Genomic DNA, 23,580 nt, shown 5'->3' on the forward strand with positions numbered 1-23,580 from the left:
GAGCGGTCAACTCCCAAACGCGCATTTTACTAAGTTGTAACCGCCGTTCACGCATTGGCTTTTGCCTGTCGGAAAATGCGGGCTTAGTTTTCGAGGGTTAACAACACACCTATGAAACCCTCCGCCCGACAGCAATTTATTGAATGGCTATGTCTGCTACTGGCCGGTCTGCTGGGCCTGCTGCTAATTTTCCTGTAAACGTTGAGACCTGTTGTATGCGTTGTCACAGCACTTACTCCCAATCAATATGATGGCTCAGGATCACCAACAAGGGTAACTGATTCAACTCCATTACTATATTTTTCCCTATCTCATAAATGTGGAGGTACAAAAGTTAAAATACAGTCAGAATTCATCAAATGACATTCAGTTTTTATAATTATACCGCTGTAAAATTGTACTATAAGTCAGACCCATAAAATGGGTCTAAAACCACTAACCGAAATAGAGCCAGTGAAGTGTTAAACAGCTTCAGGGTTTGAGTATATACAAACAGTAGCTATGCCTTGATAGCTATTTTTTTTAAGCATAAAAGTGTCAAAAAGACACTTTCTGAAATAGAACACTGACGTCATGTTTACTACCCATACGTAGAGACTGTAGGATTGACCAGGGTTGTCTGGCAAATAGACAACCGATCAGGAGCGAAAACCTCAACATATTTAAAAACAAGAGCTATGCTTTTATTAAAAAATTCACTGAAAGGTACTGCTATACTAATCAGCGTTTGCCTGATTAATTTCCAGTTCAAACCAATTGACCCGGTTGCCCAGCGAACGCTGAAGGACGCTTACTCAAGCTATTTTCCAGTGGGTGTTGCCGTGGCTCCACGAAACCTCAAAGGACCCGAAGCTGACTTGATAACACAACAATTCAACAGCATTACTCCCGAGAATGCCATGAAAATGGGGCCAATTCATCCCCAGGAAAATCGATATTTCTGGGACGATGCCGACGCCATTGTGGACTTTGCGCAGCAAAAAGGCATCCGGGTGAGAGGTCACACACTTTGCTGGCATAACCAAACACCCCGATGGCTCTTCACGGATTCAACAGGAAAAGAAGTGACGAAAGAAATGCTTTTGGCGCGACTAAAACGGCATATTACCGACGTTGTCAGCCGCTATAAAGGTAAAGTATACGCCTGGGATGTGGTCAACGAAGCCGTTCCCGACACTGGTACAAGCATCTATCGCCGGTCGAAATTCTACACCATTGCTGGAGAAGAATACATTGAAAAGGCGTTTCAGTATGCGCATGAAGCCGACCCGAAAGCGGTATTGTTTTATAACGATTACAACACCGAAAATCCATCCAAGCGAGACCGGATTTATCAACTGGTCAAGAAGCTAAAAGACAAGCACATTCCGATTCATGGGGTTGGTTTACAAGGGCACTGGTCCATTTATGAGCCAACGGCTCAGGAACTGGAAACCTCCATCAAGCGATTTTCAAGCCTTGGCCTGGCCGTACAAATTACCGAACTGGATCTATCCGTATATCCGAAAGAGCATGAACGACGTCAGCGAAAGGATACGGATAAATCGGAATTTACGGCAGAGATGGCCGATAAACAGGCAGCTCAATATAAACTGCTATTCGACGTATTCCGAAGCTACAAAGGCAAAATAACGGGTGTTACGTTCTGGAACGTCTCGGATAAATCAACCTGGCTCGATAATTTCCCAGTGGCCGGACGCAAGGATTATCCATTGCTGTTCGATCAGAATTACCAACCCAAGAAAGCCTTCTGGAGTGTCGTTAACTTCTAATGGCTACCCGACCGTCAACAAGGAACGCATCGATTTTATAAAAGTTTATGACTCTCCAGGACCAGGCGTTATGGCAGTTATATCGTGAGGGCGATAAGCAGGCATTGGGCCAATTGGCCGAACGATATTATCGCTCGCTGAAACACTATGGGCTAAAATTCATGGTCGATGAGTTGGTCGTTGAAGATTGCATTCAGGACCTTTTTTTACAACTCTGGCAAAATCGGACCCAAATCAATCCGACAGAATCTGTCAGGCATTATCTATTCAAATCCTTACGCCATCATGTGCTTCTCCATTTACGGTCGCAGAAACGGGCGTTAGTGGAGGAACTAGACTGGGATAGCTCACTGGCCGAAGAAACGGACTCCGAAACCTTACTGATTCAACGGGAATCATTAACCAGTTTGACCAATACGATCCAGGAGCTACTAGCCTCCCTGCCCACTCGCGAACGGGAAGCACTTTACCTGCGCTACTACGAGAATCTATCCATACCCGAAATAGCCGAGGTCATGAACGTAAACCGTCAGTCTGTATCTAATTTCTTACAGAAAGCCATTCATAAGCTTCGAAACAGATGGCTTTCGCCCACCTTTCTGGCTCTCTATATTCTTGTGAATAAACTCTTTTTTTAGTTCTGGTAGCTGACTAACACATGCAAATCGACTGCTAAACAACGATTTGCATTTTTTTTCAAAAAAATTCGCTTTAAGTAGGGTATCGTTGCCACACTTCTCCATACTATCAATAAAAATAGTAGAAAAGTACCAATGGACCACCTACCCGAAAATCTGTCGACCGTTGAAGATTTCCTGGAGAACGACGCGTTTCGGGCGTGGGTTCTGGAAAGGCGTACCGAAGATCGGATACGCTGGCAGGCCTGGCTGATTCAGCATCCTCACAAAAGGGAGATATATGAACAGGCCGTAGCCACCCTGTTAGTACTACAGGGGAAACCAGTAGAGCTTTCCGACCAGCAGGTAAAGACCAAAACGACGGAAATTATCGATCAGATGCCCGATACGTTTACCGTTAGCAAGCCCCTGCTGGGCTGGCACTGGGGGCGCTGGCTAAGTGCTGCCGCAGTAATTGGTTTAATTGTCTGGTTTCAACTGGGCAAGTCCGTATTCAATTCATTAACGAAACCCGACGAGCAGACCCTGGCGGCTAAGGAGTGGAAGATCGTAAAGAACGTCACCGGCCAGTCGTTGGTCGTACTATTGCCCGACAACTCGTCTGTGCTTCTATCGACCGGTAGTGAGTTACGGTTTCGTCGGCAAACCAACTATGCCCTGCGGGAGGTGTATCTTCAGGGAGAAGGTTTTTTTGAAGTGGCCAAGAACCCGGCTAAACCGTTCATTGTCTATACGGCTAACCTGACGACCAAGGTATTAGGCACTAGTTTTCAGGTACATTCTTTTCCAAAAGAAACAACGGCTTATGTGAAGGTGAAGACAGGTAAAGTAACCGTTACGCCAGCCAATTCGCCCGATAAACCGATTTTACTGACCGTAAATCAAGAGGTTAAACTCGGAACTGGCACCAAACAACTGGTGAAACACGATCATCTTCAATCAGAAGAGGGCGCAGATTCCATTGTTAATCAACAGTTTACATTTAACTACACCCCTATTCCGGCGGTATTTGATCAGTTGGCAGCCAGCTACCACATGCCTATTCGCTACGACCAGCATTTACTTCACAACTGCACATTTACCGGTCAACTCAACGATGTGCCTTTTCTTGAAAAAATCCGGCTTATCTGTCTGACTACGGAGTCATCGTATGAAGTTGTTAACAATCAGATTCTCATCCACAGTCGTGGCTGCAATTAATTATAACTCATAACCCATCCTATTCTATGCATTAGTACGTCTCGCTTTCTACACGAAAAAGCGATAGTGCTACCAACACTATCGCTCGGAATCGCCCTAAATGTGTCTTACTAACACATTCTCCCTCTACCAAAGGGACAGCGAATTATTGTCAGTTCTTCCCAGAAACCAACAACAATTACAAACCTATGCATTCTTGCTTATTGAACCGTAATGTATGGCTCAGGATTATGAAATTTTCAAGCCTGCAACTCCTATTCGTGCTTGCTTTAGCTAATGCAAGCCTTGCCCTGGACGGAAAGGCCCAGGAACTCTTAACCCGTCGTGTTAGTATCTCCGCTCAAAATGAGGATGTTGAGACAACGATCAAACGAATTGAAAAACTAGCGAATGTTCAATTCCTGTTTAGCCGGGAAATCATTCAATCGAAACGAAAAATCAATTATCAGGCGAAAAACGAACGGCTTTCTCTCGTACTGGATCACATCCTGGCACCTCTCAATCTGAGCTACGAGGTAGTTGGGCAACAGATCGTTATCAAACGCGAGACGATTCCTACGGTGGCTCCACTGGAAAAAACCTCTGGCGACATTCGGCCCGAACAACCGCAGGACCGACAAATTACGGGCCGGGTTACAGGGGAAAACAGTGAAGCTTTACCCGGCGTAAATATTCAGATCAAGAATACGACACGCGGAACAACGACCGACGGCAATGGTACTTACCGTTTATCTGTTCCTGAGGATGCTGGTACTGTACTGGTTTTCTCGTTCATCGGCTATGCTACCCAGGAGGTAACTGTAGGCACCCGGTCGGTGGTTAATATTACGCTGACGGCTGACGACAAAACCTTAAATGAGGTCGTGGTAGTTGGATACGGTACGCAGCGCAAGCGCGACATTACCGGAGCCGTAGCATCGGTGAATGAGACCACATTAAAAGAAGTTCCCGCCCCTAACCTGCTCAATCAGCTAAAGGGTCGGGCAGCAGGGGTTTCTATTGTGAGTAATGGAACTACACCCGGTGCGCAGCCCCAAATCCGTATCCGGGGTAACCGGACGCTGACCAGCAGCACAAACCCAGGTACGGGCGATAACCTGGACGGGCCGTTGGTTGTTGTCGATGGCATCCCCTACGGCGGGCTCAACGACATCAACCCCGACGACATTGTTAACCTGGAAATCCTGAAAGATGCTTCGGCAACGGCTATCTATGGATCGAGAGGATCGGGCGGGGTTATTCTGGTAACCACCAAACGGGGAAAAGTGGGCAAGCCAGTATTTAGTTACGACGGCTATCATGGCGTTACCACCATCATGGGCAAATACAATGTCTTTAATGGCCCCGAATACGCCCAGTTTAAAGCCGACGCTGCGAAATACAATCGGACTGCGCCCGGCACTACGGCCTATCCGCTTACTCAGAAAGAACAGGACGCATTGGCTGCCGGTGTTTCGACCGACTGGCAGGATTTGATTTACAAACCTGGCTTTATGACTAACCACCAGTTGGGCATGACAGGCGGTGTCGAAAATACACAGTATTCATTGGGGTTGGGTTATTTCAATGAAACAGGGGTTATTCCCAGCCAGAATTTTACCCGGGTGAACATACGGGCTACTATAGACCAGCGCATTGGCAAGCGGATTAGAGTTGGCCTGAACACACTTAATACCCTGACGTATACCAATACCCCAGGCGGGGGCGGCATTCCGGGCGGTCTGGTGAGTTTAACACCCCTGGCCTCGCCCTATAATGCGGATGGCTCGCTAAACCTGTTCCCGGCAGAAGGCTCCATCGATGCGGCACGGATCAGCCCCCTGACGATCATCACCAAGAAAGATTCGTATTTAAATAGCACCCGTTCGCTACGAACATTCAACAGCCTGTATGCCGAAGTAAACCTACTGCCCGGTTTGCGCTACCGCTTCAACGCCGGATTGAATTTCAGCCAGTCGAATTTCAATGGGTATAATGGCCCGCTGACCTATTTTAACTCTGCTACGGTTCAGTCGTCGTCTAACGCCGAAATCAGCAATACCGAATACTGGGATGTCAACCTCCAGCATTTATTGTATTATGACAAAACGTTTGGCAAACATAAATTGGGCGCTACGGCACTGTATGAATACACCAAAAATCACTCGCTGGGTAGCCGATTCACGATCACGGGGGTTCCGGCCGATTACATTAAAACGGGTAATTTCTCGCTGGCATCTGGAACACCGGTTGCGGCTTCGGACTATGGAAACTCCTTTTCAGAAACCGGATTGCTTTCCTACATGGGTCGGGTAAACTATAGCTACAATGACCGCTATCTGCTGACCCTGACGTTGCGCCGGGATGGTTCGTCGACGCTCTCGCCCGCCAATCGGTACTTTAACTACCCGGCCATTGGGGCAGGATGGAATATCATTGAAGAGCCTTTCATGAAAAGCGTTCCAGTTATTTCGAACCTGAAACTACGGGGAAGCTGGGGTATTTCGGGCAACCGAAACGTAGGTGCCTACTCTACACTGGGAGCCTTGTCGGCGGGGTATTACAATTTTGGAACGGGCACGGCTGGGCAGCAGTTGGCTTATACGGTTACCAGCCTTCCGGCTACCAATTTAGGCTGGCAGTCTACAGAACAGATCGATCTTGGTCTTGACTTTGGCCTGCTGAACAACCGTATTACGGGCTCGATTGATTACTATCACCAGAAAACGAAGGATATTCTGCTGTCGGTACCACTCCCAGCCAGTAATGGGGCCGGATCGACGCTGAAAAACCTGGGCAGAACGGAAGGAAAAGGTCTGGAAACGTCGCTGACAGTCGATGTCTTCCGAAATCCTAAAGGCTTTAACTGGAGCGTGGATGCCGTTTACTATTTCAACCGCGAAAAAATCACCCAGCTCACTACCCCAACCGAGCTCTCCAATGTGGCCGCAGGCTGGTTTGTTGGACAGCCCCTTTCGGTTATCTACGATTATAAAAAGATTGGTATCTGGCAAACGGCCGATAAAGAGAATGGTACGCTGGCCAAACAAACCTCGCCGGTTCAGTTTCCGGGCCAGATTCGGGTTGAGGATGTCAACGGCGATGGCAAGATCGACCCTTCCGACCGGCAGATTCTGGGCAATTTCCAGCCCAAATTTGAAGCTGGTCTGACCAATCGGTTCAACTACAAAAATTTCGATTTGTCGATTGTTACGTTTGCCCGTATGGGGATGAAAGTAGTTGTTCCGTACCTGACGGGTAATTCGGGCGGTGGCGGTGGATTTGCCTTCTTCAACCAGGCTCGTTCCAATCAGGTGAAAGTCGATTACTGGACTGAAACCAACCCAACCAATGCCTTCCCAGCCCCCGATGCAGGTAGCGCGGTTGCCTACTTTGCCTCAACATTGGGGTATTATGATGGTTCGTTCATAAAAGTCAGAAGCATTAATCTGGGCTATACGGTTTCGGGTCAGTTTCTTAAAAAAGTGGGTATGAACTCAGCCCGGCTCTATCTGAACGTCACCAATCCGCTTATTCTGTATTCGCCGTTGGTGCGCGATAAACTGGCTGTCGATCCAGAAGGGAACGGCTATGCCAGCTCTACCGTAAGTTCCCAGGGAGCGGATACGGCAACGCAGCAGCGTCAGATTGCGATAAACCTCAACAATCCGCCCGTTCGCCAATTTACGTTTGGTGTAAACCTTAAATTCTAACTGTCGACATTCCCATGAAAGCAATAAAAATTGGATTTATCGTTAGCCTGACCGCTCTGATGAGCACAGGCTGCGAAAAGATACTGGAAGAGAATCCGCAATCACAAATTGTTCCGTCTTATTTCAACAGTGCAGCCGGGGTGCTTGGGGGCATTGCCGGGGTGTATAATGACATTCGATCCCAGTGGGGAACGGAAGGCTTCACCGTTGAAATGCAGGCAGGCACCGATGAGTTTTTGATGGGAGCCAGTTCAGGTGGTGGCCCTGCCTACACCTATAATGGGCTGAACGGGAGTAATTTCGGTGCGGCCTGGGGGATAGCCTTCCAGGACATCAACACGATCAATGGGGTATTGAAGTACGGCCAGACAGTCGATTTGCCAGATGCAACCCGGAAGCAGTATCTGGCTCAGGCCAAGTTTTTACGGGGTTTCTGGTATTTCTATCTGGTACAGACCTGGGGTGATGTTCCGCTGCATACCGAATTTATTACGGTAGCTTCTCAGGCAGCATCCCGCCAACCGGCGGCTCAGGTATATGAACAAATCATTAAGGACCTGACTGAAGCGGCCACCGATCTACCCAATACGCCAACCGCTCCGTTTCTGGGAAAAGCGGCTACCAAACCGGTGGCTCAGTTGCTACTGGCAAAGGCATACCTAACGCGCGGCTGGCTCAACAACACAGCCTCTGATTTTTCGCAGGCGGCCGCCATTTGTGCTGATATTATTGCCAATAAATCATCGTACGGCCTCGATCTATGGCAGGACTTTGGCGATGCATTCGTACCGGCTAACGATTATGGGAAGGAAACCATGTTTGTCAGCGATCACGTGCTCGACCCAAAATATGGCTACTATACCGTTGGTGGAGCGGCTGGTGGTGGAGCAGCCCAAAATCTGAGCCCTTGGTTTACCAACTGGAATTACCCGAATAATAGTGGGGTCAATTCCTTCAAAAGTGCCACAGGAGGCTTCGTGAACAGTGGTACTTCGCTGATGATCCGTGATTCGCAGTACGGTCGTCCATACGTTCGGATGCGGCCCAACAGCTATAAATGGACCACAGGAGCAAACGCTGGCAAGACCTACTTTCTGGATCAGGCCTTTACGAATCGTACTATCGATTCACGGTTTATGAATTCGTTCTATACGGTTTATATTGCCAATACCTCGGTTACGAACAGTGCTACTGCGGCCAACAACAAACGGGGCATTAGCTATACAACCGTGGTAGGGGCAGATACCGCCGTTTGGATACCCGACTTTGAAGTGGAAGGAGCGCCACAATTTATCGGCACACGTCCATTCAAGGGCATTGTGGTACCACCCAGCATGTGGGATAATGGCATTTTCCCGGCTCTGAAGAAATTCATGGACCCTAGCCGGGGTGCCAATTTCAACGACCCTTCTACCCGCCCCTGTGTGCTATACCGCTTTTCGGATGTATACCTGACCGGTGCCGAAGCCTATCTGAAAGCGGGCGATGCGGCTAAGGCGGCTTCTCTGCTCAATGTAGTGCGGCAACGGGCGGCTTACCGGAAAACGAATACGGCGGCTCAGAACGCTGCGGCTGCGGCTGCCATGACCATCACGGCCGACGACGTAACTGTAGACTTTATCCTGGATGAGCGCACCCGCGAACTGTTTGGCGAATGGCAACGGTGGCATGACCTGGTTCGTACCCGTTCGCTGGTACGTCGGGTGAAAGCCTGGAACCCGGAAGCGGCCCCTTATATTCAGGATTTTCATATGCTACGGCCCATTCCGCAGTCGCAGATAGATCGGGTGGTAGATGGTCCTAAATTCCCACAAAATCCGGGCTATTAAGCAGCATGACTGACAAGAAGGCGTTCTTTAACCCTTTTTTCAGTAGTTTTTTGTCATACCGACGCAGGAGCGGGGATCTTCGGGTAAGCATCTACCGAAGGTTCCCGCTCCGATTTCTATAGGTTAAGCAAAGGCTGGCGCATCACTTTTGTTCACATCGGCGGTCCAACTATTTCTGACCCCTTCGGGCGACAGTAAACCACGGACGAACTAACTTATAAACCACTGTAGTCAAAGCCACCAGATTGGGTTTCTTAGCTTGCCAGATCATGAACGAGATGGGCGTAAAATACCAGTACAGCGAGGAGATCATTCATGGCCCATGTGGCAGCACGATCTATATATGCATAGCCAGTTGCTGTTTAAGTGACCAGGATACATTAGCCTGAGAAGTAATCCATTTTCAATGGATAGCGCTATTGTTGCAACCCAAATGTAACTAAATTGTCATAAGCATAGGCTGGCAATCAGGAGTTGTGCAAATTTATCGCGTATAGAGAGGCTATACACTGACAGCAGGCAGGTTGCCCTCTGTAAACACTGTACCCCACATAAACCAATTATAGCAAATGATGAAGCTATTTTTTGCCTTGAGTAGTGTTCTGCTTTCGGTCGCGGCTCTACCCGTCAGCGGTATTGAAGGCAACTGGAAACGAACCAGCATGACCCTTACCGAAAGCAACGGTAAAGCTACCGATATGATGGCGATGATGACCCAAACTATGCCCTGTACCAAAGACATCATTTACGCCTTCAAAAGCGGTGGTTTCCTGGAAAGCAAAGTACCGGAAGCCTGTGGAGCGATGAAAAAAACTATTGAATCGATGAATGCAAATGGCAAATGGGCACTAAGTGGCAACAGACTGATCGTTACTACTTCCATGAAAGAAATTCCGCCAGCAACCTACGAAATCAGCATTAAGGGAAATACGATGACCTGGACGTTCAACTATACCGACAACCCCAAAATGCCCAATCCGACCCATGCCAAACACATGACCATTGTTTATCAACGGGTTTGACATAATTTATTCAAAGCCACCGCAAACCTGCCGCCAGCTTAATTCCAGCGCGACAGAGCTGTTCGACGCGAATCGAGTTTAAGGAAGATAAACAGCAGAATGGAAAACGACCAGAGCGACGACCCTCCGTAGCTGAAAAAGGGTAAGGGTATACCAATAACCGGCATCAGCCCGATGGTCATACCAACGTTTACCATCACATGGAAGAAAATGATTCCGGCCACACAATAGCCATAGACTCGGGCAAACTTGCTGCGCTGTTTTTCGGCCAGAATAATAATGCGCCACAACAACCCAACAAACAACGCAATTACAATAGCGCTGCCCACAAAGCCATGTTCCTCGCCAATGGTGCAGAAAATAAAATCGGTGCTTTGCTCAGGCACAAAGTCAAACTTGGTTTGCGTTCCTTCCAGAAAACCTTTCCCCTGAAGGCGGCCCGAGCCGATAGCAATTTTGGCCTGTGTTACGTTCCAGCCAACGCCCAGCGGGTCAATCGTTGGATCGACGAGTACTTTAATCCGGTTGCGCTGGTGTTTTTGAAGTATGTTATTTACAAAGAAATCAACGCCCGTAACAAAGACCATCATAACGGCACCCACAATGCCCATCGAAATCAGATTGCTGGTTGTGCGGTTATAGCGCGGCATCAGAGCAATTACGATGAGCAGCAGAGCCACAATACCGATAAAGATGTAGAGCTTCGGAAAAATAAGCGCCAGCACAAATAAAGCAGCCGCCGAAATACCAACTGCCGGAATCCAGCCGGGCAATCCTTCCCGATATAGCATAATGGCAAATGACGAAAAAACAAGCGTAGAGCCGGTTTCGTTAGAGGCCAGAATCAGAATACAGGGCAGAATAATAATTCCTCCGATATACATCAGATCTTTCTGCTTCGTCAGGTTAATACCCGGATTATCCATGTACTTGGCCAGGGCCAGAGCCGTGGCCATTTTGGCAAACTCGGCGGGCTGAATCTGAAAAGATCCGAACTTAAACCACGAGTGCGACCCTTTGATATTAGCTCCAGCCACCAGAACCAGCAACAACATCAGGATCATAAAGGCATAAAACAAATAGGCGAAGGAGTCGAAAAATTTATGATTTACTACCAGAATACAGATAATCAGAATCACCGTTGTGCCAATCCACATGATCTGCTTACCAGCGTTGGTGGTCATGTCAAATAAACTCGTATGATCTTCCGGACTGTAGACAGCCGCATATACGTTGAGCCATCCCAGCGTTACACAGCCGAGATATAGCACCAGCGTCAGCCAGTCGATGTCCTGAGTAAATGGGTCGTTATGCCGAGACAAGATTGTATTTGTTTATGATTTATGGTATTCCGTATACGGCTTACAGTTGCGCTGCTTATCGGCATACATCCTCCTATGGCAAGGCAACCGAAAACTGCAAACCGTATATTCTAATTTCCGCTTATGCCTGATGCCGTAGTTGTCGTTTTAGGCTTCGTCGATGTCATGAAAGGCTTGGGCTGAGCCGGTTTTGGGTCTTTTTTCGTCGTATCTTTTTTAGACGAAGAAGGGGCTTTGGGCTTAATAAGCATACTGGCAGGTGGCATATAGTTCGAAGCCATCACCTGTTCTTCCAGCCGTTTTGCTTCCGTTTTGCGTTTGAGGTATCGTTCGGCAACCAGTGCGGCTACCGATGCAGCAGCTTTACCACCCCATCCCGCATTTTCAACAAAAACAGCTACCGCTATTTTAGGATCGTTCATGGGCGCAAAGCCAATAAAAATCGAGTGGTCATATTTATGGCCAAACTTGGCATTCTGCGAAGTTCCGGTTTTGCCACACAAGTCGATGCCCTCAATGTTGGCCAGTGGTGTTACGGTGCCATGTGCAACAGCCCCGCGCATACCGTCGATAACAGGAAGAAAATACTTGTAATCGATACCTGTTTCGTGCCGCTCGTGATATTCGGCCGGAACGCTCAGCCCTGCTTTACCAAATCCTTTAATATAATGCGGAGTAATATACCAGCCCCGGTTAGCAATGGTAGCCGCCAAATTCACGAGTTTGAGCGGACTAATCAATAATTCGCCTTCGCCGATGCTAAGCGAGTAAACATTGGAGAATTTCCACCGAAGGGCGCCATGATATGCCTTATCGTAGTATTCAGGTGATGGCAGATTGCCTTTCAGTTCACTCGGCAAATCGACGCCCAGCCGCGCTCCAATACCAAACTTCTCCACCATATCGTGCCACTGCTGCAAGCCAATAGCCGACGCCTTGAACGTATTTGGGTTTCCATTAAAATAGAGAAACTTCCGGAATACATAGTAAAAATAAGGGTTGCAGGAGTTCTGAACAGCCCCACGCAGGTTATTCCCCCCCCTACAGTGACAGCGCATTGGCGACCCGGCATGACCATAAAACGTATTCGGAAAAAGCGACCCCTGCTGCTGGGCAATCAGCGCCTGAATTAGCTTAAACGTTGACCCCGGCCGATAACTAGCCATAATGGGCCGGTTAATGAGGGGTTTATAAGGGTTTTTGATTAGTGTTCGATAGTTTTTCGAAAAGAACCGACTCGACAGCAAGTTGGGGTCGTATGTGGGTGCCGACACGGAAACCAGAATTTCGCCGGTCGATGGTTCAACCGCCAATACGGCTCCTACTTTGTTCTGCATCAGACTATCGGCATATTTCTGAACTTCTACATCGATGCCCGTAATCAGATTTTGTCCGGCCACAGCCAGTGTATCGAAAGCCCCGTTTTTCCAGGGGCCTTTGTTTACGCCCCGAACGTTCTGCATCACAAACTTTACGCCCCGTTTGCCACGCAGTTGTTCTTCATACTGTTCTTCCAAACCGTTATGCCCTACATAATCGCCCTGCCGATAGTAGGGAATATCCTGATTGTCGAGCTGCTTTTTACTGATTTCGCTAACGTATCCGAGTGCATTAGCCAGCGTGTGAGCCGGGTAAGTTCGCATGGAGCTAATCACGGGCTCAAACCCCTGATAATCGACCAACGCATCCTGAATCCGGGCAAAATCTTCTTTGGAAAGCTGCCGTAAAAACAGCGAAGGCTTCACCGACGAATAGTTCTGAGCCAGGCCCATTATACTATCAAAATCGGTTCGGGAAATGTCCATGAGACGGCAAAAAGCGGCCGTATCCGGTATGTTAACCTTCTTAGGGGTCACATACAGATCATAGACAGGTGTGTTATAAACAATGAGCTGATTGTTGCGATCATAGATCTGCCCACGGTAAGGAATTTCAATAACTCGCTTAATTGAATTCTTCGAGGCTCCTAACGAATAGGTATCGTCTACTACCTGTAAATAAAATAACCGGGCCAGATATGTCACCGCCATAAGGCAAAACACACCTATGATGACATACTTACGATTCTCCAGCATGAAAATAAATTCTTACTACCAAGCTACGTGCTCTATACAAAGTTAACGTATTAATAAGGAATTATGAATGATAAATGATATAGGGAAAAGCTATTTTTTGTTAATCATTTATCATTCATAATTCATCATTAAACACTACCATCCTCTGGCTGTGGTTTTCAACCGGCATAGATACATATCGGCCGTGATGTAGAGCGTAGAGCCGTCGTCGCCCCAGGCGCAATTGGCTGTTGCTCCGCCAATTTTGATGTGGCCCAGAAAATCGCCTGCTGGCGATAACACCAGTACACCTCCCGGCCCTGTAGCCCATAGGTTCCCCTCTTTGTCGACTTTCATACCATCGAATCCACCTTCCAGATTCTGCTTTTTCAATCCATCGGCTCCAAACACCACCCGGCCTTTAGCCACGGAGCCATCGGCCAGTAACGAATACGCCATAATAACGGGTCGGGATGGATCGGATTGCGCTACATAGAGCGTTTTTTCATCGGGTGAGAGCGCAATACCATTGGGTCGGGTAAGGTCGCCAACTACCAGCGAAACCGCACCGTTGGGTGCAATCCGGTAAACGCCAAAATTATCGATCTCGCGCATAGGGTCTTTCTCTTTCTTCGGCATTCCGTAGGGTGGGTCGGTAAAATAATAGCTCCCGCTGGAGTGAGCAACCACATCGTTCGGACTATTGAATCGTTTGCCATTGTAATTATCGGCCAGCGTACGTTTGCCACCAATGCCATCCAGAGGCATAGCCGTCACGCGTCGATCGCCATGCTCGCAGGCAATAAGTCGTCCTTTTCGGTCAATAGTAAGGCCGTTCGAACCGGGTTCATCGCCATAAACGCCCAAACCAGTGTAGCCCGACGGTTTCAGAAATGACGTAACACCTTCCTTTTCGGTCCACTTGAAAATGGTGTTTTGCGGCACATCGGAAAACAGCAGAAAATTGCCTGCCACCTCATCATGGTTTTTTACCCAAACCGGGCCTTCTGTCCATACAAATCCACTGGCTAATACTTCAATCTGGGCATCTTTCGGAATCAGCTTATCGATACGGGGATCAAGGCGAACGATTTGCCCAATGGTCGGATACGGCGTTGTTTGCGCCAGCGTCTGCCCCAATCCAGCCAGCAGCAGGCCTATAAGTACGAGTGGTTTCATTTATCAAGAATGGTTTAGGAATCTTTTAGATTTAGCGTGCGATTCAATACGCTTTACGTAAAAGACAACAGGCCGCCGTTTTTCACTTGAGGTATTTGTCGAACCAGTCGGCAAAAGCCTTTATTTCTTCCGTTTCATCATCCCAGCCGTGGCCAGCACCTTTTTTTATGTGTAATTCGCAAGGTACATTGGCCTGCTTTAGTTTACTGATTAGCAATTCTGACTGCTGAAGCGGAATTAGCGGATCGGCATCGCCATGCACAAGCAACACCGGCGGATCGTCCGACGAAACCTGATAAACGGGGGATAGCTTCTTCAACAAAGCTGTTTTTTCTTCAGCACTTTTCATCGATACGTATTTTTTTCGGCGCTCATCCCACTCCTTAAAATCAAATGCCGCAGCCCGGTTATACTTCTTTAAAAATGCTTTATGGGTAAAAGGATTATAATCGGGTTTACCAAAATCAAGGAAATCGGTAGGAGGATATAAACAGGCTACCGCCTGAACTCGGGCCGATACTCGATTGGTAGGATCTTGCTGAGTGGTGTCGACTGGGCTGTTGGTTGTAGCCGCAAGCAAGGCCAGATGCCCACCGGCCGATGCTCCCATAATTCCGATTGATTCGGGGTCGATCTGATAGGCCCGCGCGTGTAAACGGACAAAACGAATGGCTCGCTGAATATCCTGAGCAGCCTCATCGACCGTATAGCGGGGTACTGAACTGTGTAACACCAGAAATACGGTATACCCCCGGTCAACTAAGGGTTTGGCTTCTTTGACGTAAGGCGCAACCTTGTCGTAAGACGAGCGCCAGCCTCCACTAACCACCGAAATAATTGCTTTTCCATTGCGATGGGTCGGCCTAAGAATCTGCATGGTCAAAGCCATACCGTCTTTTCGACCATATATTATCTCTAAAGGTTGATGCTGGGCAAACAAACAGGTTGAATACAATACAGCAAGCGTAAGTAGCACTAGTTTCATGAATATTACGGTTGTATGATTTTTTACCGATAGCGATACCCATTCTGACGAAGTTTGTCGTTTTCAGATACAGTTACCAGCAGTAGTAATGTGTTGATTGCAAGCTACACTTTTAATGCCGAATCCGTTATAACGAAAGCAAACCGGCTCTGATCTCTTATTGTGTGCATCCTAAAAGTGTCCAACGCCTTATTTATTCACTTTATATTTCTTAAAATTTTTAATAATTAACTGAAGACTTACCTTAATTTTACAGAAGATTCATTGGCAACTAGCCCATAATTTATGGAACAACACTAGCTCATTAGTCTGTTTCCAATGAATCTTCGGCTCACAATCCCTTATAATCCTCAATCTACTGTATTATGAAGAACGACAAACGGGCGACTTCATCAGAGAACAACGGGTTAAACTCCCGCCGGTCTTTCCTGAAGACACTCGGTATTGCCGGTACAGCCGCTGCCGCAGCACCAGCCGCACTGGCAGAAGCCAAAAGCTCTCCCGTACCTCAGTACCTGAATTTGATCAAGAATCACGCGAGCACAGCCGCCAACGACAGAGTTCGTATTGCTCTCATCGGTACCGGAGGCATGGGAATCGGCGATACGCAAACGGCCCTGATGGTCGATGGCGTTGAGATGGTTGCCGCCTGCGACCTGTATGATGGCCGGTTGCGCCGGGCCAAAGAACTCTGGGGCGATCAGCTACCGGTTACCAAAGATTACCGCGAGATTTTGGAACGCAGCGATGTCGATGCCATCATTAACGGCACGACCGACCACTGGCACGAGAAAATTTCGACTGATGCTATGCGCAAGGGCAAACACGTGTATTGCGAAAAGCCCATGGTGCAAAAGTTTGAAGATGGCCATACGCTGATCAAGGTGTCCAAAGAAACGGGCAAGGTCTTTCAGGTTGGTAGCCAGTTTGCCAGTTCGTTACTCATTGCCAAAGCACGTGAGCTTCTGAAAGCAGGCGACATTGGTGAGCTGGTGTTTGCCGAAGCCATTTATGACCGTCATAGTGCTATGGGGGCCTGGCAATATTCGATTCCACCCGATGCATCACCCCAAACCGTCGATTGGGACACGTATCTGGGTAGTGCGCCCAAACGCCCCTGGGACCCGCTCCGTTTCTTCCGTTGGCGGAACTACACCGATTATGGTACGGGTATTGCAGGCGATCTGTACGTTCACCTGCTCACCTCGCTACACTGCGTTACGGGGTCGAAAGGTCCAACCCGCGTGTATTCGACGGGCGGCACCCGCTACTGGAAAGACGGTCGCGATGTGCCCGACATTCAACTGAGTATCTACGATTATCCCAAAACAGCCGAACATCCAGAATTCAATCTGACAACCCGCTCCAACTTTGTTGATGGTGGTGGTGGCAATTATCTCGTACGGATTGTGGGCACCGAAGGCGACCTGTCGCTCGGTTTCGATTCGCTGACGGTTCACCGCAACAAATTCCCCAAAGCACCGGGGATGTCGATTGATAATTTCCCGAAAGATCAGAAGGAACTCTTCATTAAGGAGTACGCCAAAATGTATCCACCGCATCCCGAGCTGGAAGGTCCGAAGGAATTCAAGTATTCGTTCCCTAAAGACTATAAAGGCGATCGGTACGAGCATTTTTCCAACTTCTTCAACTCCATTCGAACGGGTGCGCCCAACGTTGAAGATGCTACATTTGGCTTACGGGCCTGCGGACCAACGCAGTGTGGCAATATCAGCTATGCGCAGAAAAAAGCCATTAGCTGGGACCCAATCAACATGAAGATTCTGGGTTAGTCATTGATCATAAAGTCATTGGTCATTTGAAAAACACTCAAATGACCAATGACTTTATGACTAAAACAAGGTTTTCAGCACAGCCGATTGTAGGGTAACGGGCCCAATCAGGCCCGATTCCAGCAATGGTGAGTCTTTGTTGTAATGTTGCCAGGTTGCGAATGTTATGCGGCCACCAGTTGGTTTTGGTTTACCCTGCTGATACCAGTCGGGTAATTTTTCGATAGCCCCATTGCTCAAACTCGCAAAACCACTGGCTCCGCCACCGGGGGTGTAGGTAGCTTCTTCGGGCAACGATTCGTCGCCAATGAGCCGGTTTGGCCATAGATTCGTCACTCTGATTTCTAGAGTATTCGTTCCTGCTTTTGCGGCATCGGTAATATCGACCCGGTAGGGCCGCGCCCACAATATTCCGAGGTTTTTTCCATTAACCAGCACTTCAGCAATAACTTCTACCTGCCCTAAATCCAGCCACAGACGCTTGTTGGAAGCCAACTGACGGGCCGAAACCGACACGGTTTGCCGATAGACTGCAGTGCCCGAAAAGTGCTTTACTCCGCTATCGGTATGCTTATGCAACGATGCAAGCTCAGGTAATGTGATTGTGGCCGGAGCACCTAAATCTGGCGGAAAGTTAACCTGCCATGGACCTTTTAGGTCAACAGGTTTACCCAAATCCGTTATCTGGAACGCCGTTTCATGACCAGCCTGGTCACGAGTTGTGTATCGACCATCCTGCCAGATAAGTAACGCGGCTTTTGTTGTACCAGCTAGTTCTACAGGGTGACGTTCCTGCTGGCTGGCAATAACGTTAGTAGCCAGTTGCCGAATGCGCGACTCATTGAACACTTCCCGGAATACGTGTGGCGGTGTCATATCGCCGTTATAGTACGACGCCCCTTCGTGCAGGTATGCCTGACCCACTCCCGGATGAACAATTGTTCCGTTGCTTTTTCCCTGCTGGATTAGTTTGCCATTGACAAAAACCGATGGTGCGCCATCCTGATAAACGAGGGCAATATGGCTCCAGCCCGAAATGGCCGTTGGAGCAGCCAGTATAAATACTGGTTTCCCGGCTCCATGTTGCCACACAGCCACACCGTTTCGGCCCACGGCTAGTCCGCACGTATCGTGACCGTTGCCATATAGACCGTTGCCCGACGGCGGATAAATTGTATAATAATCCGTCCACGGGTGGGCAATGGTATCCATAAAGTTACGGGTACTTAACATCACGTTCAGCTCAGGTTTGGCCCAGAACGCAATTGTAAAGTTATTCGTAAGGTCTTTGTAGAGTGTCCGGTCAACCGACGGAAACGGTTTGGTGGTTAACACGGGTTTGTTGTTCTGAAGCACCGATTGAATACGCCTACTCGCAGCAGGCGACCGGAAAACCACGAACACAGAGCCCGATGGATCGATATGTACGGGTAACCGCATCCGCCCATCGGCCGATTCATAAAGCGAAACCGGACTAATCTGTCCAGTATTGGCATTCCAGAATTCTGGCAGACGGCCATCAATTCGAAACGTGCAGACCAGTTCTTCAGAAGTCCGGCGCTGATTTGCCAGAAAATACAGATCCGTTGTGCCAACTCGCCGATGGATATACGTAATGGGAGCATCGCCAGACCGCGACGATACCTCAAAATCAGGTTTTACCTTTAATTTCTCCAAGACAACAGTCAGCGGAATTCCCCAATAAACGCGTCCGTTGCCAGACAGATGTTCGGTAACCGTAATGCCATCGATTGTTCCCCAGAGCTCATCAACGATCTGTTTAAATTCCAGATCACCGGCTGTATAGCCGCGTAGCCCAGGTGTCCGCTCGGGCTTTGCTCCAACCAGACATAAGCCCTGCCGAACAAATTCGCGAAGTTTCTGGGCTAGCTCCAGCGTAATGGTCTTCTGATCCTGAAGTATCAGAACCTGATAGCTCATGCCATCGGGCAACACAAGGCGGTTGTTATTGACTTTAGCCCGATTCAGGAGCACTTCGGCATTAATCAGGTCATAGTCGTAGCCCTGCGGTGGTGCCGGATTGAGTTCATCGGGACTCACGCTGGTATAGACCCCACCCGACTCGCCCGTAAAGTAAGCCAGATCGGCTACAAACAGCCCTTGCTGAAGTAAATATTGACACCGCGACAGGTATTGAATCCAGCTTGTTCCAACCGGCCACCAGGTAGTGGTTCGGTCGAAGTGAATGCCCCAGGGGCCCATTGTCATACCCGGCACAGCCGACGGATGCGGCTGATGTGCATACCGATGAAAAATGATTCGGTTGAGCCCCTGCGTAAAGTATTTGTCGCCGGTAGCTTTCATGGCAAACGGGTACTCCTGCCAGCGCGACGATTCGGGCTCACCCGTAAAAGCTTCGGCCCCAACTACCTGTGGTTTTCCATCGCCTTTACCATTCGTATGAGCAATGGATGCAGCCAGTTTGGTGGTTCGGCGCATGGTCCAGTTGTTCTGAAACAATGTAGACAAACCATTCCAGAACTCACCCATGTTAACATCCATCCGGGCTCCAATCTGCATTTCCTCCATTGGCCCCCGGTCGTAGGGTTCCGCATAGGCAATAATCTGGTGCTGGTGGCATAAGTCGGTGAACTGACCATAGTAGTTATCGGCCATCAGATTGGCCTGGGTCCGGCGGAAATCCCACAAAAACCGTTCGGTCGTGTCAACATTTTCCACTACCCGGCCCGTCAATGCAGGCAAATAGCTAATCAGGTCGTATCCTGCCCGATTTCGAAACTCCTGCGGAAATTCGGCAGTCCAGTTCTGCATACCAATTTCATACGAGTCGATCAGCAACCCAACCTTGCCTTTCTGGGCCAGTGGGCCCAGCGTTGGCAACAGATTTTCCATCATCTTATTAAAATGAAACACGATGGCGGCTTTGCTGTATTTATCGCATTCGAGCCCAATGCCCGTGTCGGGAGCCGAACGGTTCAGCGCACCCAACGGAGTAAAACCAATTCGCAGAATCGTCCACTGTCCAGTCGGCGCATTCCAGGTCAGTTTACCCTCTTTATCCATCTGCGACGTAAGATCCACCACAGAACCCAGCCTGATAGCCATAGCATTCAAATTAGCCGATGCTGGTGTCACGTCTACCCCATTGAAGGTTTTATTCGTTTTCTTTCGCCAGTCGGTCAGTTTCGCTATAGCCGACAATCGCAATTGCGTAAGATTCCAGGTCCCACTGGGCAAAACCAGTCGAAAAAAGCGGGCTTTCGTAGCGGGAAACTCCTGGATAACAAGGTCATAATCGCCCGAACGACCCAGATTCCCATTCGTGAATTTCTTAAAATTCACACCATCGTCCGACGCTTCCACCGCGAACGACGGCCCTCCCCCAAAGCCGCCCTGCCCGCCCAATGGCGCACTAACGGCTACGGGTTTAGCCAGAAAGGTAAGGGAACGCGCGTCAAAAGGTTCGTTAAACTCTAGCTGCAAATAAGCCGGTTTACCCTCTTCGGAAGGCCGAACAACCACACCCTGACTCTTCTCGCCACTTAATTGCTGCAAGTCGACGGAAGCATTACTGACCGTGGCTTTACTCACCAACGCTTGCAGAGGCTTTTCGCCCGGCAGCGACGGAAATGCCAGCACGCACACATCGCGGTAATAACCGAGCCGGGTTAGGGGCTTAGGCAGTGAGATAGTCGCCGAATTACCGCCCGTTATGTAGGTTTCGCTCCAGCATACGTCCTGCATAGCCAGCTCGGGAGTGATCCAGGGCCCTCCGCTCGACGACCAGCCCGGACAATTGTGCATTGTAAACTCCAGTCCCAGACGTCCGGCTTCCTTGATGGTGTGCTCTTTCAGCCTCAACCATTCCGGACTCAGATACTGGAGTGGTCCTTTAGGTATGCCTGTTCCGGCATCGAAATTCTGAAATCCACCCAGGCCAATCTGCTTCATAGCCTCCAGGTCGCGTGTGATACCATCGGCCGTTACATTGCCATTCATCCAGTGCCACCACGTTTGCGGGCGAGCCGATGCGGGCGGATTCAGAAAGTTTTCGGCCAAAGGTCCTGCCAGAGCTTGCTGGCTATTCATTTGCACAATACCCGACGGCGTAATCAGGGCAACCAGCCCCGCAGCAGAGCTATTTTTCAGAAACGTGCGTCTCTTCATGAACAAACTATCGACTAGGTTAAGCGAGGTATTTATCGTGTACGGTTATACTGACCTGCGAAAATCACAATCACAAATCCAAATATTGCCAATTTGCCGCTATGCACCATCATGTACTTTCCTAGTCAATCGCCTTTTCTGTAAAAAATACACAATGACCCTTGTTAATTGTATATTCTGGTCGTAAAAATCGATATAATAAATTGCAGATAATCAATATATTTATAAAGCAAATTAACCAATATATGAAATATAATTTTACCTTCCTTATGAGAGCCAGCATAAAATTACTAATGATCTTTATTCTTAGTCCGGCTCTGCTACTGGCTCAAAGCAAAAAAACTGGGCCTTCGAACGATAAGCTGGCCCAGCTAAAACGAGAAGCAATTAGTGCTATTGATCAACGTAAAGATCAGGCCCAGCAAATCAACGATATGCTGTTCAGCTTTGCCGAACTAGGCTTTCAGGAAGTAGAGTCGCTTAATTACCTGACGTCGATTCTGGAAAAAGAGGGCTTTACAATACAAAAAGGTATTGCGGGGATGCCTACAGCCTGGATTGCCACCTGGGGATCGGGCAAACCCATGATTGCTATTGGTTCCGATGTCGACTGCATTCCGAAGGCTAGTCAGAAGCCAGGAGTGGCCTATAAAGACCCCATTGTAGAAGGTGCGCCGGGGCATGGCGAAGGCCATAATTCGGGACAGGCACTCAATATTGTGGCAGCCCTGACGGTAAAGCAATTGATGGAGAAGAACAAACTATCGGGCACACTGATGCTCTGGCCGGGGGTAGCCGAAGAGCTGCTGGGGGCTAAGGCATTCTACGTACGCGATGGATATTTTAAAAACGTAGATGCCTGCATTTTCACGCATGTAGCCGATAATCTGAGTGTTTCCTATGGCGATGCGGGCTATAATGGTATGATTTCCGTAAAATTTTCATTCGAAGGTCAGGCGGCTCACGCTGCGGGCGCTCCCTGGCGCGGACGAAGCGCGCTGGATGCGGTCGAACTAATGAACATCGGCTGGAACTTCCGACGCGAACATCTCGAACTCACACAACGATCGCATTATGTAATTTCCGATGGTGGCGACCAGCCAAACGTTGTGCCTTCCAAAGCGTCGGTGTGGTATTATTTCCGGGAACGATCGTATCCGAAAATCAAGGCACTTTACGAAAAAGGCATAAAGATGGCCGAAGGAGCCGCCATGATGACCGACACCAAATTTACCTACGAAATTCTGGGATCGGCCTGGCCGGGACATTTTAACAAGCCTATAGCCGAAACCATGTATAAAAACATTAAACAGATTGGCCTGCCAACCTGGTCGGCAGAAGACCAGATGCTGGCTATGGCGACGCAAAAAGAGCTGCAATCGCCCAAACGCGAGGGACTGGCCATGAAACTGGATACCATTGGCACACCCATTCCGACGGCACCTACACTGATGATGGGCGGACAAAATATGGTTCCGTTGACAGGAGGGTCCGACGACATTTCAGATATTTCGTGGGCCGTACCAACGGTTGTGCTCCTCTATCCGTCGAACATTCCGGGGTTGCCTGGACACCACTGGTCCGACGCCATTTCGATGGCTACCCCTATTGCCCACAAAGGCGTGGTAGCTGGCGCTAAAGTTGAGGCCATGACGCTACTCGATCTGCTAATGAAACCCGAAATCATTCAGGAAGCCAGGGCGTATTATACCGACGAACAAACGAAAGAAACGAAATATCAGCCGTTGATTTCATCGAAAGAGATTCCGGCTATTTATTTGAATCAGAAAACCATGACCGAATTCAAGCCCAAACTGGAGAAGTATTACTACGATCCGACTAAATACAAGACCTATCTGGAACAACTTGGCATCAAATATCCAACACTCCGCAACGACCAGCGTACCGATCTGGAAAAGAAAGCTGAAAGTAAAGGCAAATAGAA

At 48.7% G+C, this 23,580-nt stretch carries 13 protein-coding genes; 8 read left to right on the top strand and 5 right to left on the bottom strand.

The window, feature by feature from the left end:
• The first annotated feature begins 677 nt into the window (after nucleotides 1-677).
• From WBJ53_RS26770 to WBJ53_RS26795, 6 genes are all read left to right on the top strand, one after another.
• Nucleotides 678-1,772 (top strand): endo-1,4-beta-xylanase, encoded by a 1,095-nt coding sequence (locus WBJ53_RS26770; RefSeq protein ID WP_338871967.1) that lies wholly within the window; start codon nucleotides 678-680, stop codon nucleotides 1,770-1,772.
• 47 nt (nucleotides 1,773-1,819) lie between these two features.
• Nucleotides 1,820-2,410, top strand: a complete 591-nt coding sequence (locus WBJ53_RS26775; RefSeq protein WP_338871969.1) for a sigma-70 family RNA polymerase sigma factor — start codon at nucleotides 1,820-1,822, stop codon at nucleotides 2,408-2,410.
• Between the two features lie 135 nt (nucleotides 2,411-2,545).
• The gene (locus tag WBJ53_RS26780; protein ID WP_338871971.1) at nucleotides 2,546-3,610 is read left to right on the top strand and encodes a FecR domain-containing protein; all 1,065 of its coding nucleotides are present in this window, start codon (nucleotides 2,546-2,548) and stop codon (nucleotides 3,608-3,610) included.
• Nucleotides 3,611-3,840: 230 nt separating this feature from the next.
• Complete coding sequence (locus tag WBJ53_RS26785; RefSeq protein ID WP_338871973.1) at nucleotides 3,841-7,302, top strand: TonB-dependent receptor; 3,462 nt, start codon at nucleotides 3,841-3,843, stop codon at nucleotides 7,300-7,302.
• Nucleotides 7,303-7,316: 14 nt separating this feature from the next.
• A complete protein-coding gene (locus WBJ53_RS26790; protein WP_338871976.1) occupies nucleotides 7,317-9,131 on the top strand; it encodes a RagB/SusD family nutrient uptake outer membrane protein in 1,815 nt (604 codons plus the stop codon).
• 569 nt (nucleotides 9,132-9,700) lie between these two features.
• Entirely contained in the window at nucleotides 9,701-10,153 is a 453-nt protein-coding gene (locus tag WBJ53_RS26795; protein WP_338871978.1) for a lipocalin family protein, read from the top strand.
• Nucleotides 10,154-10,191: 38 nt separating this feature from the next.
• Here WBJ53_RS26795 and rodA read toward each other — a convergent pair whose 3' ends face one another.
• The 4 genes from rodA to WBJ53_RS26815 all read right to left on the bottom strand — a co-directional run bounded on the left by rodA (nucleotide 10,192) and on the right by WBJ53_RS26815 (nucleotide 15,693).
• Entirely contained in the window at nucleotides 10,192-11,475 is a 1,284-nt protein-coding gene (gene rodA, locus WBJ53_RS26800; RefSeq protein ID WP_338871980.1) for a rod shape-determining protein RodA, read from the bottom strand.
• A 110-nt stretch (nucleotides 11,476-11,585) separates the two neighbouring features.
• Complete coding sequence (locus WBJ53_RS26805) at nucleotides 11,586-13,550, bottom strand: penicillin-binding transpeptidase domain-containing protein (protein WP_338871982.1); 1,965 nt, start codon at nucleotides 13,548-13,550, stop codon at nucleotides 11,586-11,588.
• A 135-nt stretch (nucleotides 13,551-13,685) separates the two neighbouring features.
• A complete protein-coding gene (locus WBJ53_RS26810) occupies nucleotides 13,686-14,708 on the bottom strand; it encodes an SMP-30/gluconolactonase/LRE family protein (protein ID WP_338871984.1) in 1,023 nt (340 codons plus the stop codon).
• Between the two features lie 82 nt (nucleotides 14,709-14,790).
• Nucleotides 14,791-15,693, bottom strand: a complete 903-nt coding sequence (locus WBJ53_RS26815) for an alpha/beta hydrolase (protein ID WP_338871986.1) — start codon at nucleotides 15,691-15,693, stop codon at nucleotides 14,791-14,793.
• A gap of 365 nt (nucleotides 15,694-16,058) precedes the next feature.
• Between WBJ53_RS26815 and WBJ53_RS26820 the strand changes: the two genes are divergently transcribed.
• The gene (locus WBJ53_RS26820; RefSeq protein ID WP_338871988.1) at nucleotides 16,059-17,486 is read left to right on the top strand and encodes a Gfo/Idh/MocA family oxidoreductase; all 1,428 of its coding nucleotides are present in this window, start codon (nucleotides 16,059-16,061) and stop codon (nucleotides 17,484-17,486) included.
• A gap of 60 nt (nucleotides 17,487-17,546) precedes the next feature.
• Here the strand turns inward: WBJ53_RS26820 and WBJ53_RS26825 are convergent, their stop codons facing one another.
• Nucleotides 17,547-21,635 carry a glycosyl hydrolase gene (locus WBJ53_RS26825; protein WP_338871990.1) on the bottom strand — a complete coding sequence of 1,363 codons (4,089 nt, stop codon included), beginning with the start codon at nucleotides 21,633-21,635 and terminating at the stop codon, nucleotides 17,547-17,549.
• A gap of 269 nt (nucleotides 21,636-21,904) precedes the next feature.
• On the opposite strand from WBJ53_RS26825, the gene WBJ53_RS26830 reads away from it, so the two are divergent.
• Nucleotides 21,905-23,578, top strand: coding sequence for an amidohydrolase (locus tag WBJ53_RS26830; RefSeq protein WP_338871992.1), 1,674 nt, complete (start codon nucleotides 21,905-21,907; stop codon nucleotides 23,576-23,578).
• Nucleotides 23,579-23,580 lie beyond the last annotated feature (2 nt).

Origin of the sequence: Spirosoma sp. SC4-14 (genome assembly GCF_037201965.1) — a bacterium.
In the GTDB taxonomy this organism is placed as follows: domain Bacteria; phylum Bacteroidota; class Bacteroidia; order Cytophagales; family Spirosomataceae; genus Spirosoma.

What these genes read in the sequence shown, in the direction of transcription:
- WBJ53_RS26770 (WP_338871967.1), top strand. Translation starts at nt 678, where the DNA reads ATGCTTTTATTAAAAAATTCACTGAAAGGTACTGCTATACTAATCAGC.
- WBJ53_RS26775 (WP_338871969.1), top strand. Translation starts at nt 1,820, where the DNA reads ATGACTCTCCAGGACCAGGCGTTATGGCAGTTATATCGTGAGGGCGAT.
- WBJ53_RS26810 (WP_338871984.1), bottom strand. Translation starts at nt 14,708, where the DNA reads ATGAAACCACTCGTACTTATAGGCCTGCTGCTGGCTGGATTGGGGCAG.
- WBJ53_RS26790 (WP_338871976.1), top strand. Translation starts at nt 7,317, where the DNA reads ATGAAAGCAATAAAAATTGGATTTATCGTTAGCCTGACCGCTCTGATG.
- WBJ53_RS26780 (WP_338871971.1), top strand. Translation starts at nt 2,546, where the DNA reads ATGGACCACCTACCCGAAAATCTGTCGACCGTTGAAGATTTCCTGGAG.
- WBJ53_RS26795 (WP_338871978.1), top strand. Translation starts at nt 9,701, where the DNA reads ATGATGAAGCTATTTTTTGCCTTGAGTAGTGTTCTGCTTTCGGTCGCG.
- WBJ53_RS26820 (WP_338871988.1), top strand. Translation starts at nt 16,059, where the DNA reads ATGAAGAACGACAAACGGGCGACTTCATCAGAGAACAACGGGTTAAAC.
- WBJ53_RS26825 (WP_338871990.1), bottom strand. Translation starts at nt 21,635, where the DNA reads ATGAAGAGACGCACGTTTCTGAAAAATAGCTCTGCTGCGGGGCTGGTT.
- WBJ53_RS26830 (WP_338871992.1), top strand. Translation starts at nt 21,905, where the DNA reads ATGAGAGCCAGCATAAAATTACTAATGATCTTTATTCTTAGTCCGGCT.
- WBJ53_RS26805 (WP_338871982.1), bottom strand. Translation starts at nt 13,550, where the DNA reads ATGCTGGAGAATCGTAAGTATGTCATCATAGGTGTGTTTTGCCTTATG.
- WBJ53_RS26815 (WP_338871986.1), bottom strand. Translation starts at nt 15,693, where the DNA reads ATGAAACTAGTGCTACTTACGCTTGCTGTATTGTATTCAACCTGTTTG.
- WBJ53_RS26785 (WP_338871973.1), top strand. Translation starts at nt 3,841, where the DNA reads ATGAAATTTTCAAGCCTGCAACTCCTATTCGTGCTTGCTTTAGCTAAT.